A 13,351-nucleotide genomic window follows, 5' to 3' on the forward strand; every position below is an offset into this window, starting at 1 on the left:
ATGATCCTGATCATCGATGAATTGCGCGCGGCTGCTCGCCAACGGCGCGACCGAGCTAGAGGCCGACCATGTGCCGGTCGTAAAACTGTTCAAACCGATTGGTACCGCGACCTGGCTTTTGACCGAACTCGACGCCGACGGCGATACGCTGTTTGGCCTTTGCGACCTCGGTTTCGGCTTCCCGAACTCGGCAGCGCTCAAGGGACCGCTTGGTCCCGTCGCCGGCGGCAATTGCGATGACTTCGCGCTGGCGAGCGTCTTTGCCCGTCTGCTGACGCTTCCGGACGACGATGTCGCTAGTGTTCTGGCGCTCGTCATGGCCGAAACACTTGGCGTCGGCAGTGCCATCATCGAGGCGCTTGGCAATCATCTTGGCCTCGACATGCGCGCCCATTGGCAAGCGGACGGTGCCTTCTTCGAGCTGTTGCGCGACAGGCAGGTTGCCAACGCAATGCTCGCCGATGTCGGCGGCAGTGACGTCGCCGATGGCAATGCATCGGAGAAGGTGAAGACGCAAAAGAAGATTATGCGCGACTTCCTTGCCGGCGAAAAGGGTCGGCAACAGATCGAGGGCTGGCTGCCCCGCTGGTTGAACTTCCCGGTCGAGTCCTACACCGATCGCGGCCGGTTCCGCACCGCCGATCAGTGGACGAAGGTCCGTTCGTTGTTCGTGTCTGAATGATCGTTTGTGGATGGTGGGCGGCGACGTTTGGAACGTCGCCGCATGTCCGCCTGTGGCGCTGCATCGACAGCCAGGCATTCCATGCGACAGCGCTGCTCCGCTCCGGTGTTGAGCAGTTCGTACTCTCTATTGACCGAAGATCAGCACCGCCACCGGGAGCAATCGCGCTTGCTGTTTGAGCACGATTGCGCTGGCACGCCACTGAAGCGTCCGCAATCCTTATCGTCGCCTTGACCACTGCCTGGCTGCGGCGACCGCGTCTCGCAGCATCTCTTTTTACTGTCGCCCGGGCCCATTCCCCTGCCGCTGGCTTGATGACCTATGAGCGATCCTGCCCGCCCTAAACCCTCGACCGACAGCTTTTTTCCCCGCCGCCTGCGGCGGCTCCTCGCGCCGCTCGCGCTTCAAAAAAGCCGTCCGCTCGGGTCCTCCGCTGCCGCTTCGGCCTCTTAGGTTCGGGCGGGCCGGACGCGCCCATCACGGTCCGCCATCGCAGGGGAATGGTCCCCGGCGACAGCAAAAAGGAAACTTCGAAATGACCGCGATCGGATACGTTACCAAGCAGGAAGATGGCAGCTACAAGGGCCAGCTCAAGACGCTCAGCGTCCGCGCCGAGATCGCCATCGTGCCCAACCAGGCCAAGAGCGCCGAGAACCATCCCGACTTCCGGGTGCTGACCCAAGGGATCGAAGTCGGCGCCGGTTGGATCCGGACCGGCGAGGCTTCCGGCAAGGATTATGTCAGCTTGTCGATCGCCGCACCCGAGTTCGGCCCGCGAAAACTCTACGCCAATCTCGGCCGCGCCGCCGGACAGGACGATGACGACACCTACGCCATCATCTGGAACCCGGCCGACTGATTGCCTGACTCGGGCCCCGCGCCGCAACCGGCGCGGGGCTCTTCCGAAAAAAGCGGCGAAAACTCGCTCCCTACTCTTCGCCCGTCCCCAAGGCGACCTTGCTCGACCATCCTTCGCCCGCGCTTCTCCTTAAGCGACGAGGATCATCATGGACGATGAGAACCAGCGCGGCGGCCCGCCAAGAAGGGCAGTCCGTTTCTCAACACCGCCCAGGCCGCCTTCTATATTGGGCTTACCCAGCGCGCTTCCTCATGCCCGCTGGCCCACGCTGCGCTCGCAAGGCGATTTCCGCCGGCAAGGTTGGGACTCGATGCGCAGCGATTGGATTCGCGGCCATGAGGTGGTTGCGGGTGTCGAGGCCGAGACGATCTGGACCGGGATCGGCACCACGTTGGGGGACATCAGCCACTCGAGACGATCGTGGACGGCTGGGCTCCTAGCCAGTATCGGCGAGCATCGCCCGACCTCGCCATGGACGGCGATGAGTGCCGTTGTGCTGGACTGCAAGCCGGTGTGTCCTCGCCGTCCTTCGCCACTTCGACGATGTCCTTGAACGCGACGCCGAAGGGCCTGCTGTCCCCAGCCTCAGGCCGGATCGGAGGCGCGATATCCGCGCCGACGCTTGGCGCGCTCAACCTTCATTGACGCGATGGCCGCATCGTCTTCGCTATCGAAGGTTTCCATTATCCACTGGCCGTTGGTGCCGATCCGGCCCCAGTTGCGGATGACCGACGCCCCGCCGAACAGGGTTGGTTGGACCACAAGGGGATAGAAGCGCCGCATGTTCTGCGACGGGTCTATGCGGCGAAGATAAACCGGGCCTGCCTCCTTGTTCTCCATGGCCGGAGTCTCGCTTACTTCGAAAGCGACGTCCAACGAGTTCTTTGAATCGAACCGGCTCGACCGATTCAGTGCGGTCATGGGTCGGCAGCGCGCGCATTATTTCGCAGTGCTCTTGCGAAGGGACCTCTTTACGGGAGCTGTAGTCCTTGCAAACGGCGACGAGGAGGCCAAAGACATGTCGCGATTGTTCAGGCCGAGGGCCCCGGCAATTGCTCGCATAAGTCCAGCTCCCATCACCGGGCCTCAAGCAGGACAAGTCAGCCAGCGCCCCTTTAAGGATCAATTTTTGACACTTTACTTTGTGCAACCCGCCTTGCAATCATACCAGGTGAGTCTGAACGGAGGAAAAATCGAGCACAAAAAAACCGGCGCGGAGGCCGGCTTTTCCAGGGAATAGGCTACAGGAGTTGGCGCTCCTGATCTCGCCCGAAGATTTTGCGAGACCGTAGCCCGACCTTCCCGGCATTGCAAGAGAAATTGCGCTTCCGCGCCACGGCTTTGCACGACCTGGCGAAGGGAAAGAAATGGATCTCTATTCAACGTTGAGCCTATGGCTCACGAACATTCGGTCATTGGCCGAGCTGGACGATTTTTGCCGCCAAATATGGAAGCTCTACGGCGAGGAGTCCCTGGGCGAGGATGAAGCGGAACGGCTTTGCGAGAAGGCTAATCGGCAACGCTCCGATCTCAAAAAGACACGTGCCGGTGGGGCAGCACTGCCTCGCTCCTGTTATCCGCAACGGCCTCGCAGCGAGCGAAGCCGGCGCGAGGCTGCCCGCGGCCACCGAGATCCTGTGCGGTGGGTGCGCAAGCGGCGCCTCGCCCGCATGCAGGCTGTCCGGCCAGAGTTCGCCGGCGCGTTCACCGAAGGGGAGAGTGCGGCCCTCTACATCGTGATGTGCGACTGCCGACAGCACGGCAGATGCGACCGATCGGTGAAGGAAATCGGCGATCGCGCAGGCGTCGGGCCGACCACGGTTCGCAATGCGCTTCGCAAAGCAAGCAGGCTCGGTCTGCTGCGCGTCACCGAGCGCCGGCAATGGCGTGCCAGGAACCTCACCAATCACATTGTTGTCGTGCATTGGCGTCAGATCGACTGGATCGCGAAATTTCGGCCCAATCTCGGCCTGAAATTTTATCCGACTGCCTTCAAAAAAGCGGCGTCCACAGGAAGCTCCCGCAATAATCAGAGCGGACGACCATTCGGCAGCCGATCCGACTGGCCGCCGGATGGGCCGAAGCCATTCCCTAGTCACGCATTGCCGACCGGCTGACGCCTTAGTCGCCAAAACACGCTTGCCGCGGAACCCCCTAAAGGCGGCCCGAGGCTGTTTGAAAAACAGCCCTTGCGATCGGCTGCGCCATATCAGGCCGGTTTATGCTTGCTCTCGGGTTCCTGAAACAAAAAGGTCGCTGGGTCGCGACCGAGCGCATCGCCGACGGCGGCGATCGTATCGACACTGATATTGCCAGCCGCGCGCTCAAGCTTGGTGAAGGTGATCTCCGACACGCCCAGGAGCTCCGCCATTTGATAGCGGACCAGGTTGCGGCGCTTACGCTCGCTGTCGATGATGGCGGAGAGGCGCGCGCGGATCGATTTTTCGGTGAGCTTGTGCGCCCAGGGTTCCAGCTCGGCGCCGCCGACCAGAAGTGTCGCGATCGACACCTCTAGCGCCTGGGCCATCTGTTCCACCGTGCGCAGCGTCACGTTGTTTCGTTTTCTCATGGTGCGGATGTAGGTGCGGTATGCCAGCCCTTGACCAGGCGAGGTCTTGAACAGTTCCGCCATGTGTTGATGGCGAAGCTTTCGCTTACGGCGTTCGGCTTCGAGGAACCACGCGATATTGTCCCGAAGCGGGTTGTTCACCTCGCCCGCTTCGTTTGGCAGCATGAATCTATGTATTCGCACGAACCCGCCTGTTCGGTCTGCCCTTTTCCCGGGCCAAAAACCATAGTAAAGTGTCAAAAACCCTCAGAGGAAAAGAGCCATCACCATTCTCAAATGTCTCGTTGTGGGCGCTGCCGCGATCGCGGGCACCGCATCTGTTCCGTCCCAAACATTCGCATCCGAGTGGGGCTGCCAGGTCCTGCTTTGTCTGTCTGGTGACTGGCAGGCCACGCCCTCTTGTCATCCGCCGATAGATCGGCTGATCGACGCCATGGGCTTGCCCGGGTTTTCGTGGCCAACTTGTCCGCAGGCCAATTCGTCCGGGGCCCGCTACGACCCGTACGAGGCCTGCCCACAGGGGTGGGCGCCTTACGCGCCGGCCAGCGACCGGCCGGGGCAAGAGCAGGCCAGCATGTGCCGAATCGCGGCTGGCAATCTCGGTCAGCCTGCCAACTTTGGAGCGCGGCATGGTCAGGCCGACGGAAGTCTGACGGGAACCATCCAGCTCGGCGACCGCACCGTGCCGGTCCAGCTTACTCATGTCTCCAGCGGAGCACATAACGATCGAACGACCACCTATTACGACATTCAACGCCCGCGCCGCGCGAAGCCTTACTACATCGATTACGACGACGCGAACGGGCTGCGGCAGCGCACCTGGTTCAACCTTAGCAGACCGTAATCTCGAGTCACCCCGGCTGGCTAAATTAGTCGCACGAAATGAGGGAGTTACCCAGATGAAAAGCGTCAACAGATTCACCATTCATGGCAATGTGGGGTCGGTCGCGCCCTTCGACAAAAGCACGAGGGTCAACATTGCCACCAACCGCAATTGGCGCGACGAACAAGGCGTTGCCAAGGAAGCCACGGATTGGGTCCAGGTAACGGTCCTGGAGGAGAAGCAAGCCGCCTGGGTGGCGGAGAACGCCAAGTCCGGCGATGTGGTCTTGGTCGAAGGCCGCATCAGCAACAACTCTTTCAAACGCAACGGCGAAACCGTCTATACGACGGACCTTATCGCGTCGACGTTCAACGTTTTTCCGAAACCGTAATCATGTTCAATGCGGGGGCCCTTATCATGGCGGCATCCGGAACATTGGTCGGCATAGGCGGCACGCTCGCATTCTATCCGACTCAAGGCCAGCTCTCCGCGGCGATTGCGTCCGAGCCGGCACTGTGTGCGAAACTTGCCGCGTCCGGCCTTGAGATTCCATCGCCGGCCGAGGCTTTGGGCGCTTTCCGGCGAGCGAAAAATACTGATCAAGCGACGTTGCGCATCGGAGAGTGCTCGAAGAACATCATGGGACCCGGCGTGCAATGCGCCGTGAAGTACAAGCTTCGCACATCCTGGAAAGGCGAAGGTGATGGCGAGGTCGCGTTCTCCAGGGGACCCGATGGTTGGCAAGCAGTGCAGCTGCAATAATGTCTGCCTGCGAAGGTCCGGATTCGGCGCAGCTCTGCGGTCGATCAGTACGCCCCTCCAAATCCTTCCTGCGGTTATCGCCCGCTGGTGGCACCGGGCCTATCTGACCCGCAATCCGGTCCGTCCCGTCGAAGCATCTTCTTGTGTGTCGCCGCAATTCCCATGCCCAAAGAGCCGGAGCCGGAGCGCGCCTCCAATAGCGCCGTAGGGACGGCGGAGGCCGGAGATAACGGGCCGCTGGCAGGAAGCCCTGCCGTCTGGCGCGGGCCCGGTTCGCGGCGTTCACTTGTGTGGGGTGCAATAGACGCCTTGGGATTCCAAAAGGACGGCGCCACCCTTCAATTCAGTGAGGGCACCCACCCAGGCGTCGGAATAGGTGCGACTGGCGTCCACCGCTGTCAGCCAGATGACGCGGTTGTCGGCAAGCTCCACCTTGATCTCGCTTTGCAGAGGGCTTGCCTGCACCGTTTGCTGATAATGCCGCTTGATGCGCACATCGCCGCTGGCAAACTCGATATTGTTGTTGTCGTAGTTGAGCAGGAATGAAGCATCCCCTTTTGCGACCTTGCAGGAGCCGTCGCGTTCACACACGATTTTTGCTGCCGTGGCGCAATCCCATCGCAGCCCGGCGGGCCACATCGGATTGCTGCCGGTCGCCTTGGACTGATCCCCTGGAGCGGCCGCGCCGACGCTCGCAGCCGCCGCTACGGCCACCAATACTGCTCTAATCATCCGTTGCGCACACCTTACTGTTCGGCACCATCAAGATCAGCTCGCGCTGGCGCATCATCCCGACGGAGGCAAGCGCGCTGTAATGCGCCAGCGTGGCGGCTGCCGCATCAAGCGCGGCCTCGCAGCCGTCGCGCGTCGAGATGTCGGCCAAAGCTGCCCTGAACATCACTGTCCTGTCCGGTTGATCGCTCATAAATTGACACTACACTTTGGGTTCAGTTATGACAATCGCCGGGCAGGCGGTTGCATAAAAGCGGTTCATCGAAGGTCCCCCGAGCTATGATCATATCTGCCGCTATCGCCAAAGGTGGCACTGGCAAATCGACCCTGCTACGCGCGCTCGCCTCGGTCGCCCTTAAGCGCGGCTACGCGGTGACACTCATCGACGGCGACGTTCGCCAGAACATGAGCCGGTGGGCTCAGATGCTCAAGGAGGCGGGCAATCGTCCCGAGACACTCCAGCTGGTCGGCGCCACGACGCCGCGCGAGATCCTGGAGGCGGCGGAGCTGCATAATGGCGAGCGTAGCGTGGTGCTGATCGACACCGAAGGCACCACGAACGACAATCTCATGGCCGGGCTGTTTGCCGCCGATATCGTCGTGGTGCCGATCTTCTTCGCACTCGACGACGTGACCGCAGCAATCCAGATCACCGACCACTACATTCCGCTCGCGGTCGAAACACGCGGCCGACCGCTGCCAGCCGTGTTTGTCCTGACGAAACAGACCATCATCGATGCGAAGGCGAGAGCCTTGAGCGAACTGCGCGCGATCATCCAGGCGAACGGCACGCCGATCGCCGACCATGCGCTGCAAAACCGTGTCGCCTATCGGGACCTGCAAAGCGGCCAGACACTCTACAGCCCAGACCAGCCCGACCGGAAGGCGATTGCCGAAAGTGAAGGGGTCTTCGACGATGTCCTGAAGACCTTCACCGAAGCAATGAGGCAGGCGGCATGACCGAGAAAAGCCTCCCGGACACACAAGACGACAAGAAGGCTCGCATGATGCGAGCGATAACTGAGCCGCCGGCGCTTCCGAGCATGTTCATAGCTCCGAAATCCGATGCCGCCCCTCAGCCGCTTGCCGCCGCATCTGCGGTGGCAGCGGAGGCTGAAGCTGCGGCGGCGGTCCATCGGCCGGACTTCCGCAAAATGTTGCGACAGGGCCAGAAAAAGGATCCGGTTGCCGGCAAGAAGATGCGCGAAGAGGAAATGGTGCGCTGCGGCTATTACCTTACGGCCGGCGAACAGCGGCAATTCAAGCTGCTCGCCATCAGCAACGGCCACAGCATGACCGAGCTGCTGCGCCAAGCGGTGCAGGACTACATCAAGGCCCATAAGCACAAGCTGCCGAACGATTAGGACAGCCCGCCCCGGGGCATGTCCCCACAAGGTTCCAGAGAGCGCTGCGGGCCACACGGCCGAGGCCGGGCCATCGATGCTCGGCCCGGCGCAAATCAGCCGTGCTCGCCGGCCTGGGGCGCGTGACTCAGCTTACGCGCTTTTCCTAACCCACAAGGGTCCCGCGATTCCCGGTCGCTCGCGCTCACGTTCCCTGCTCTATGCGATTTGTCTCCATGTTAGCATGATATTTCCGCAGCAAGGCAACATGTTGAGTTTGAGACATGTCGCTAAGTTGGCTTGTCTCCAAGTTGAAAATGCAAAATGTCTCTGGGGAAACGTGTTTCCTTGCTAATGTTTACAGATTATTTCGAAAGGAAAGCTCTGGGCAGCCAGAATGATACCTCAAAGGTATTTCAGTAACGGTGGTTTTTGTCTTTGGCAGGATAGCCTTTTTTGTGTTACACACGAAAAAAGGACGGCGCGGCCCAAGGGCCTTAGCGCCCGCAAGCGGGCTTGAAGATCAGACCCAAGAGTGGCCAAACAGAAAGTCAGAACGCATCCCGTCGCTATGGCGAAGTCCTGCATGTGCGCTTCTCAAGCGTCGAACTGGAGCGGCTGCGCGCCATCGCTGATGGGGAATCGGTGACGGTCAGCGAAGTCGTTCGCCGCTTTGTCCGCACTGAGGCGGGCTTTCTGCCGGCAGCAACAGGGGAGCTGCGACCCGCCATTGAAGTGGCCACCGACCAGCTTCGCCGCGTCGGTGTGAATTTCAACCAGGCGGTCCGCGCGATGAACGAGGGCCGGGTGGCGTATGACGAAGACCTCGAGCGCGCCTTGATCGCGGTTGGCGAGCTCGTGCGCCGGTTCCGCGAAGAATTGAAGGCAATGATTGCCCGGCCGCGCAAGCGAAGCGAGGTCAAGGCATGAGCTGCCGTCTCGCCGGATACGCTGCCGAGATCGAACGCTATCTGGGCATATCGGGCGCCGGCGATCTCGAGGACCTCGAGGAGGATAAGCTTTTGCAGTCGGCTGGCCGGGAGACGGCCGATCGTCAAGCGATGAATATCCGTGCGAGTGGCGTGACCCAGGCCCACCCGGCTTCGCCTATGGCTGGCGTGCAATCGTCGATGGGGAATGCGAGGCACCCGGGAGCGAGCTCCCGCGTCGCAAAGGCCCCTGTTTCATCCTCAGGTCGAGGAGGACCGCTTAGCGCGATACCGCTGTCTGTGGGCACCAGCGAGAGTCTGCGTTCATCCAGCGACGCAAATGAGGCGATAGCGATTTTCGACCTGGCACTCGGCGCTTTCGTCACCGAAGAGGAAGAAGAATGGCGGCGCCGTGGCGGCGGCGGAAGGTCGGGCGCGCTCCCGTCCGCTCGACACTTCGCCCGGTCGACGCGTGAGGCGAGGGCCGTGGCGGCGCGAGCGGCCTATGCCGCGGGGGCGCAGCCGGCGGTGTTCAAGGTCTTGTCGAGCGCGGCCGATGGCAAGCAGGCCGGCGCCTTGCTTGCCTATATCGGCACACGCGTCAATGAACAGGGCGAGAAGCGTGATATCGAGATCTTCACCGACAGCGGACAGGGGCTTGCCAACGCGCAGGACCGTCGCGGCTTTCTGCACCAATTCACGGAGACATTCCAGGCGCAGCTTGAGAATACGAATTTCATTGAGGTGCGGTTCGAGCTCGCTGGCGACGTCACGGACGAAGCACTTGGGGAGGCGTTGAACACGGCCTTCGGATCGAAGCCTTTCGTCTATGCTCGCACGGGCGATAGCGTCGCCGTTTATGGCCACACAGAGGAACGCGCCGGACCGCTTGCCAAGCTTCTATCGGCCGGGCGTGCAAATTCGCGCAGCAAAGCGATCGATAAGATCGAAGCCGGCTTGCGCGAAGCCCTAGGGGAGGCCGGTATTTGCGCCACAGCGGAAGTGACCGCGGCTGTCGGTAACGAGCGCAAGGCGCAATACTTTCTGCAAAAATTCATTCGATCGCACGATCAGGTTCGCCAGGCGAATGGACAGGCGGTTCCCAACAAACAGCCCACGAAGGCGGCCGCGGCGATCTATGAGCAATGGCGGCCACAACTTTCCGGCCGGGAGCGGCGCAATGCCTATCACCTGCTTTTCTCTGCCCGGGCTGGTACGGACGCGCAAGCCATCATGGCGGTCGCGCGGGCCGTGCTCGAGGAGCGCGCGCCCGGGCACAAATTCGTGCTCGCACACCATGCCGAGACGAAGCACGTCCATATTCACGCCATGGTGCAGGCGCGGTCGAACGACGGCGAGCGGCTGACATTCTACAAGGCTGATCTCCATGCCTGGCGGGAAGCCTACGCGGAGAAAGCGCGCGAAAATGGCATAGCGATGGTCGCAACCCGCCGGTACGATCACGCAATGAGCCGACCGTATACGAAGGAACATGCGGGCGCCTACAAGCGCGCGCAGAACGACCCGCGCTACCAGGTCAGTGACAAGACAAGCGCGCGCGTGGAGGACAAGCGGCAGGGTCGAATGGACCGCGGATTGCTCGTCGCCAATGGCGGAGCGATCGCCGGCGTGTGGCAGCGGACGGCCGCCGTGATGCGGGCGGCTGGCGTGACCAGCCAGGCCCTGACCGCGGCCGAGGCGATCGGCAACACTGTCCTCCGGATTCATGCGCACAGGGCAGGCGAGAAGCCGGCCACTGGCGTCTTCAAAGATGGCGGGGGACCGGGGCGGACCCCGTCGTTCTTGTCCCATCCAGGCATGAAAGAATTGACCAGGCTGATAGGAGCTACCGAAATGGCGCAGACACCTTTGGAAATGCGGCAGAAGATGGCACGTGTGAATCAAGCGTTGGATCAGATGCGGGATACGCTTCCCGACGCCGAGCAAACGCGTTTCGAGCAATACCGTGAGGGCGTGAACGACAAGATGCACGATCGTCTCGCCCGCCTTCAATACGAGCAGACGGGCGTGGGCGGAGCCGGCGAAGCAGCGCCCGAAAGGGAGGCGCGCGGCCGCGATTTGCCGGCCCGAGAAGACACGCGTCAGCCCGAGACGCCGGCGCGGCAGGCCGAGAAGGCGCGGCAACGCGTTCAGCAGCAGAAAGACTTAGCCAAGCAAAAGGGCCGGCAGGCCGACGATCAGGACCGCAAGACACAGCGCAGCCAGGACAACGAATACGAGCGCTAAGCACTTACTTTCGAAGGTGGGTCCGGTTTCGGCAGAAGACATGCTTAATTCAAGCCCTTAGACAGGGCGCGTGAGTCCTTTTCAGGCGCCGTGTTTTATGTGCGGCCACCGCGCGCCGCCAAACCCAATGGCCGGGTCTTTGCCGCCAAAGTCAACTCTTCTCAGCAGAAACGGAGCTTGTTGGACCACCAACAATGACCGCCGCCGCGCGGTTGTAGGACTGGATCACTCGTCCACGACATCCGGCAATGCTTCCGCGACGACGCTGAAATTGCGATCGAATGTCTCGGAGTCAGTCGACTGCGAACGGAAAGATTTAGCCTCGGCGAGAATGGCCGCAATCACGGCCTCTTTTTGCGGCGAGATCCTGGTCGCCGCCGCCCGGGCCGCCAAAGCCGAAAAATCGACGGCATTGCCCGCTGCGGGCGCCGCCGCTGCCGGCGGGATGAGGCTCGCCTCAATCCCGGCTGCCTTTTGCGAGGCGGGCAGGCGACGGCGAGCGACTGGGGGCTCGGCACACCCAACCTTTGCAGCGAACGTCGCACCGCGCTGCAGCCGCGACCGTGTGATGCCGGAGCGGTAGCGTGGCCCAACCGGCACGATCGACTGGACGGGCGGGGAGGGGAGGACAGCGGCGGCAGCGACGGGTTTGGTTCCCTTTGCATCCGTCCTTTCCGGCAGCACCATGAAAGCCCGCTTGGAGAGCTCCCGATCCGCGAAATAGAAATTCCGGGTTGCAAGGATTGCGTTTTCGCCACGCGGCAAAATGACGACCTTGCTCTTGTCCATGGTGCGAATTTCGTCCGGCCGCATGAGCGGCCGACGCACTTGCCTGCTGTGGACGGAGCGCGTGTAATAGGTGTCGAAAAGGCTGGCTTGGGTCCTGGTGACGTCCTTCTGGGGTTCGGACGTTTCGCCTATCTGCTCGGAGACGTAGCGCAGATCGTCGGTCTCCTGGGCGCCGAAGAAAATCTGGACACGGGCAGCGTTGATCAGCGTTTCGCGGCTTTCCTTGCGGTAGATCTCGTCGACCGATTTGAGCGACTGCACGAAAAACCACATCGGCACGCCGTGGCCGCCAAGGACGGTCGCCATGTCCGTCACATTCTCAAGCTTGCCGAGGTTCTGAAATTCATCGAGCAGGACAAGTACCTGGTGCTCGCCGGGGCGCGGCATGGACTCGGACATGAAATTCATCATCTGCGTGATGAGCACATTGAAAAGCGGGCCCAGCGAAGCCATCTGCTCGCGCCGGAAATCGAGATAGAGCGAGACCCGCTCGCTCTTGAGATTGCGGATGTCGAAGGAGCTCCGCGCAGTTGCCCGCATCAATCGCTCGTTCAGGAAGGGCGCCATGCCGGTGCGCACGCCGGCATAGAGACCGGAAAACTGCTTCTCCGCCATATCCGCATAGGGCAGAAGCGTCTGCAGCGTAAAATCCGAGACTTCCTGCCGGCGGGTGTCGCGCAGGCTCGCCAGGAACTCCAAGATCGGCTCATCGGCGCCGTTCATGATCTTAAGGATGGTGGCGAAGCTGCGGTTTTCGTCGGCGATCTGCTGGGACTCCATGACGTAAGAGGCAATGCCGGTAAAGAGGAGGCGGGCATCGTTGACCCAATAGGGATCGGCGTTCGCAGGCGGCCGTGGAAAGAGCGCGGCCGCCATGTTGCGCAGGTCGATGTCCCGCTGCGCCGAATCGAGCGAAATGAAGTCCATCGGATTATAGAAGGCGGTGTTGCCGTCGCGGTCGGCCGGCGCGAAGCGGACGACCTGGGTGAAGGTGGCCCGGTGGCCGGCCGTAGCTTCATAGGTCTCGCCGCGCAGATCGAGCACGACAAGCGAATGTGGCCACATCAGCGCGTTCGGAATGATCAGCGCTGCGCCCTTGCCCGACCTTGGCGGTCCGATGACGAAGCCGCCGACGTCATCGCCGTCGATCCAAAGTTTCTTGCCGCCGCGAACTCTGGGGCGCGTCAGGCGCAATTTGCCGGTGCGCCGATCGCGGTGCGGGGCAAAGACGTTGACCAGTCTGCCGCCGGCTCGTCCGATGAAGATGCCCTTCGGCTTCAGCAGGCCAGCTCGGCGAACGTCCGCCATCGACATGAATTTTGCGTCGTTGCGCTTGGGCGGCCGGATCAAGAATGCGATCGCGAGCGGCAGGACGAAGCCGAATAGGGCCGCGGCGCCGGCGTATTGAAGCTTTGCGAGGCGTCCGGCCTCCAGATCCGCCCAGGCGTAGCCGAAGACTGGCCGCGGGTCCGCATTGATACTGTCGAAGAGAAAATGCGATCCGGTCCTGTACCAGTCGGTCGCCGCGTATGCGACCACAAATGCCAAGGCGCCCAGCACCACAGCCATCAACGCCAGGAAGATCCCGCCGGCGATCTTTTCCATAATGGGCGCCC

At 61.8% G+C, this 13,351-nt stretch carries 14 protein-coding genes and 1 pseudogene; 10 read left to right on the forward strand and 5 right to left on the reverse strand.

Annotated features, from left to right (window positions below):
• Positions 1-184: pseudogene (locus EN808_RS37325) on the forward strand (DUF2958 domain-containing protein); the annotation flags it as partial.
• Between the two features lie 1,033 nt (positions 185-1,217).
• Positions 1,218-1,541, forward strand: a complete 324-nt coding sequence (locus EN808_RS31045; RefSeq protein WP_135917840.1) for a DUF736 domain-containing protein — start codon at positions 1,218-1,220, stop codon at positions 1,539-1,541.
• A 585-nt stretch (positions 1,542-2,126) separates the two neighbouring features.
• Here EN808_RS31045 and EN808_RS31055 read toward each other — a convergent pair.
• Complete coding sequence (locus EN808_RS31055; RefSeq protein ID WP_348630950.1) at positions 2,127-2,462, reverse strand: WGR domain-containing protein; 336 nt, start codon at positions 2,460-2,462, stop codon at positions 2,127-2,129.
• Between the two features lie 446 nt (positions 2,463-2,908).
• On the opposite strand from EN808_RS31055, the gene EN808_RS31060 reads away from it, so the two are divergent.
• Positions 2,909-3,658: a hypothetical protein gene (locus tag EN808_RS31060; RefSeq protein ID WP_135917841.1), complete on the forward strand. Its 750-nt coding sequence runs from the start codon at positions 2,909-2,911 to the stop codon at positions 3,656-3,658.
• 92 nt (positions 3,659-3,750) lie between these two features.
• Here the strand turns inward: EN808_RS31060 and EN808_RS31065 are convergent, their stop codons facing one another.
• Positions 3,751-4,275 carry a helix-turn-helix transcriptional regulator gene (locus EN808_RS31065; protein WP_135917842.1) on the reverse strand — a complete coding sequence of 175 codons (525 nt, stop codon included), beginning with the start codon at positions 4,273-4,275 and terminating at the stop codon, positions 3,751-3,753.
• 409 nt (positions 4,276-4,684) lie between these two features.
• Between EN808_RS31065 and EN808_RS37330 the strand changes: the two genes are divergently transcribed.
• Genes EN808_RS37330 through EN808_RS31080 form a run of 3 tightly spaced genes read left to right on the forward strand, consistent with a single transcriptional unit; the run spans position 4,685 to position 5,695 of the window.
• Positions 4,685-4,954 carry a hypothetical protein gene (locus EN808_RS37330; protein WP_245525166.1) on the forward strand — a complete coding sequence of 90 codons (270 nt, stop codon included), beginning with the start codon at positions 4,685-4,687 and terminating at the stop codon, positions 4,952-4,954.
• Between the two features lie 55 nt (positions 4,955-5,009).
• On the forward strand, positions 5,010-5,324 hold the full coding sequence (locus EN808_RS31075) for a single-stranded DNA-binding protein (protein ID WP_135917844.1): 315 nt from the start codon (positions 5,010-5,012) through the stop codon (positions 5,322-5,324).
• 2 nt (positions 5,325-5,326) lie between these two features.
• The gene (locus EN808_RS31080; RefSeq protein ID WP_135917845.1) at positions 5,327-5,695 is read left to right on the forward strand and encodes a hypothetical protein; all 369 of its coding nucleotides are present in this window, start codon (positions 5,327-5,329) and stop codon (positions 5,693-5,695) included.
• 282 nt (positions 5,696-5,977) lie between these two features.
• Here EN808_RS31080 and EN808_RS31085 read toward each other — a convergent pair whose 3' ends face one another.
• Together EN808_RS31085 and EN808_RS31090 are read right to left on the reverse strand one after the other, a co-directional pair.
• Positions 5,978-6,409 carry a hypothetical protein gene (locus EN808_RS31085; RefSeq protein ID WP_245525167.1) on the reverse strand — a complete coding sequence of 144 codons (432 nt, stop codon included), beginning with the start codon at positions 6,407-6,409 and terminating at the stop codon, positions 5,978-5,980.
• 10 nt (positions 6,410-6,419) lie between these two features.
• A complete protein-coding gene (locus EN808_RS31090; protein WP_135917846.1) occupies positions 6,420-6,620 on the reverse strand; it encodes a hypothetical protein in 201 nt (66 codons plus the stop codon).
• A gap of 86 nt (positions 6,621-6,706) precedes the next feature.
• On the opposite strand from EN808_RS31090, the gene EN808_RS31095 reads away from it, so the two are divergent.
• The 4 genes from EN808_RS31095 (at position 6,707) to EN808_RS31110 (ending at position 10,946) form a co-directional block, all read left to right on the forward strand.
• Positions 6,707-7,387, forward strand: coding sequence for a ParA family protein (locus tag EN808_RS31095; RefSeq protein WP_135917847.1), 681 nt, complete (start codon positions 6,707-6,709; stop codon positions 7,385-7,387).
• Complete coding sequence (locus tag EN808_RS31100) at positions 7,384-7,791, forward strand: hypothetical protein (RefSeq protein WP_135917848.1); 408 nt, start codon at positions 7,384-7,386, stop codon at positions 7,789-7,791. The genes EN808_RS31095 and EN808_RS31100 overlap by 4 nt, the downstream gene beginning before the upstream one ends.
• Positions 7,792-8,286: 495 nt before the next feature.
• The gene (locus tag EN808_RS31105) at positions 8,287-8,700 is read left to right on the forward strand and encodes a MobC family plasmid mobilization relaxosome protein (RefSeq protein WP_135917849.1); all 414 of its coding nucleotides are present in this window, start codon (positions 8,287-8,289) and stop codon (positions 8,698-8,700) included.
• A complete protein-coding gene (locus EN808_RS31110) occupies positions 8,697-10,946 on the forward strand; it encodes a relaxase/mobilization nuclease domain-containing protein (RefSeq protein ID WP_135917850.1) in 2,250 nt (749 codons plus the stop codon). Before EN808_RS31105 ends, EN808_RS31110 begins: the two co-directional genes overlap by 4 nt.
• Positions 10,947-11,171: 225 nt before the next feature.
• Here EN808_RS31110 and EN808_RS31115 read toward each other — a convergent pair whose 3' ends face one another.
• Positions 11,172-13,340: a type IV secretory system conjugative DNA transfer family protein gene (locus tag EN808_RS31115; protein ID WP_135917851.1), complete on the reverse strand. Its 2,169-nt coding sequence runs from the start codon at positions 13,338-13,340 to the stop codon at positions 11,172-11,174.
• Positions 13,341-13,351 lie beyond the last annotated feature (11 nt).

Origin of the sequence: Mesorhizobium sp. M8A.F.Ca.ET.165.01.1.1 (genome assembly GCF_004792065.1) — a bacterium.
Lineage (GTDB): Bacteria > Pseudomonadota > Alphaproteobacteria > Rhizobiales > Rhizobiaceae > Mesorhizobium.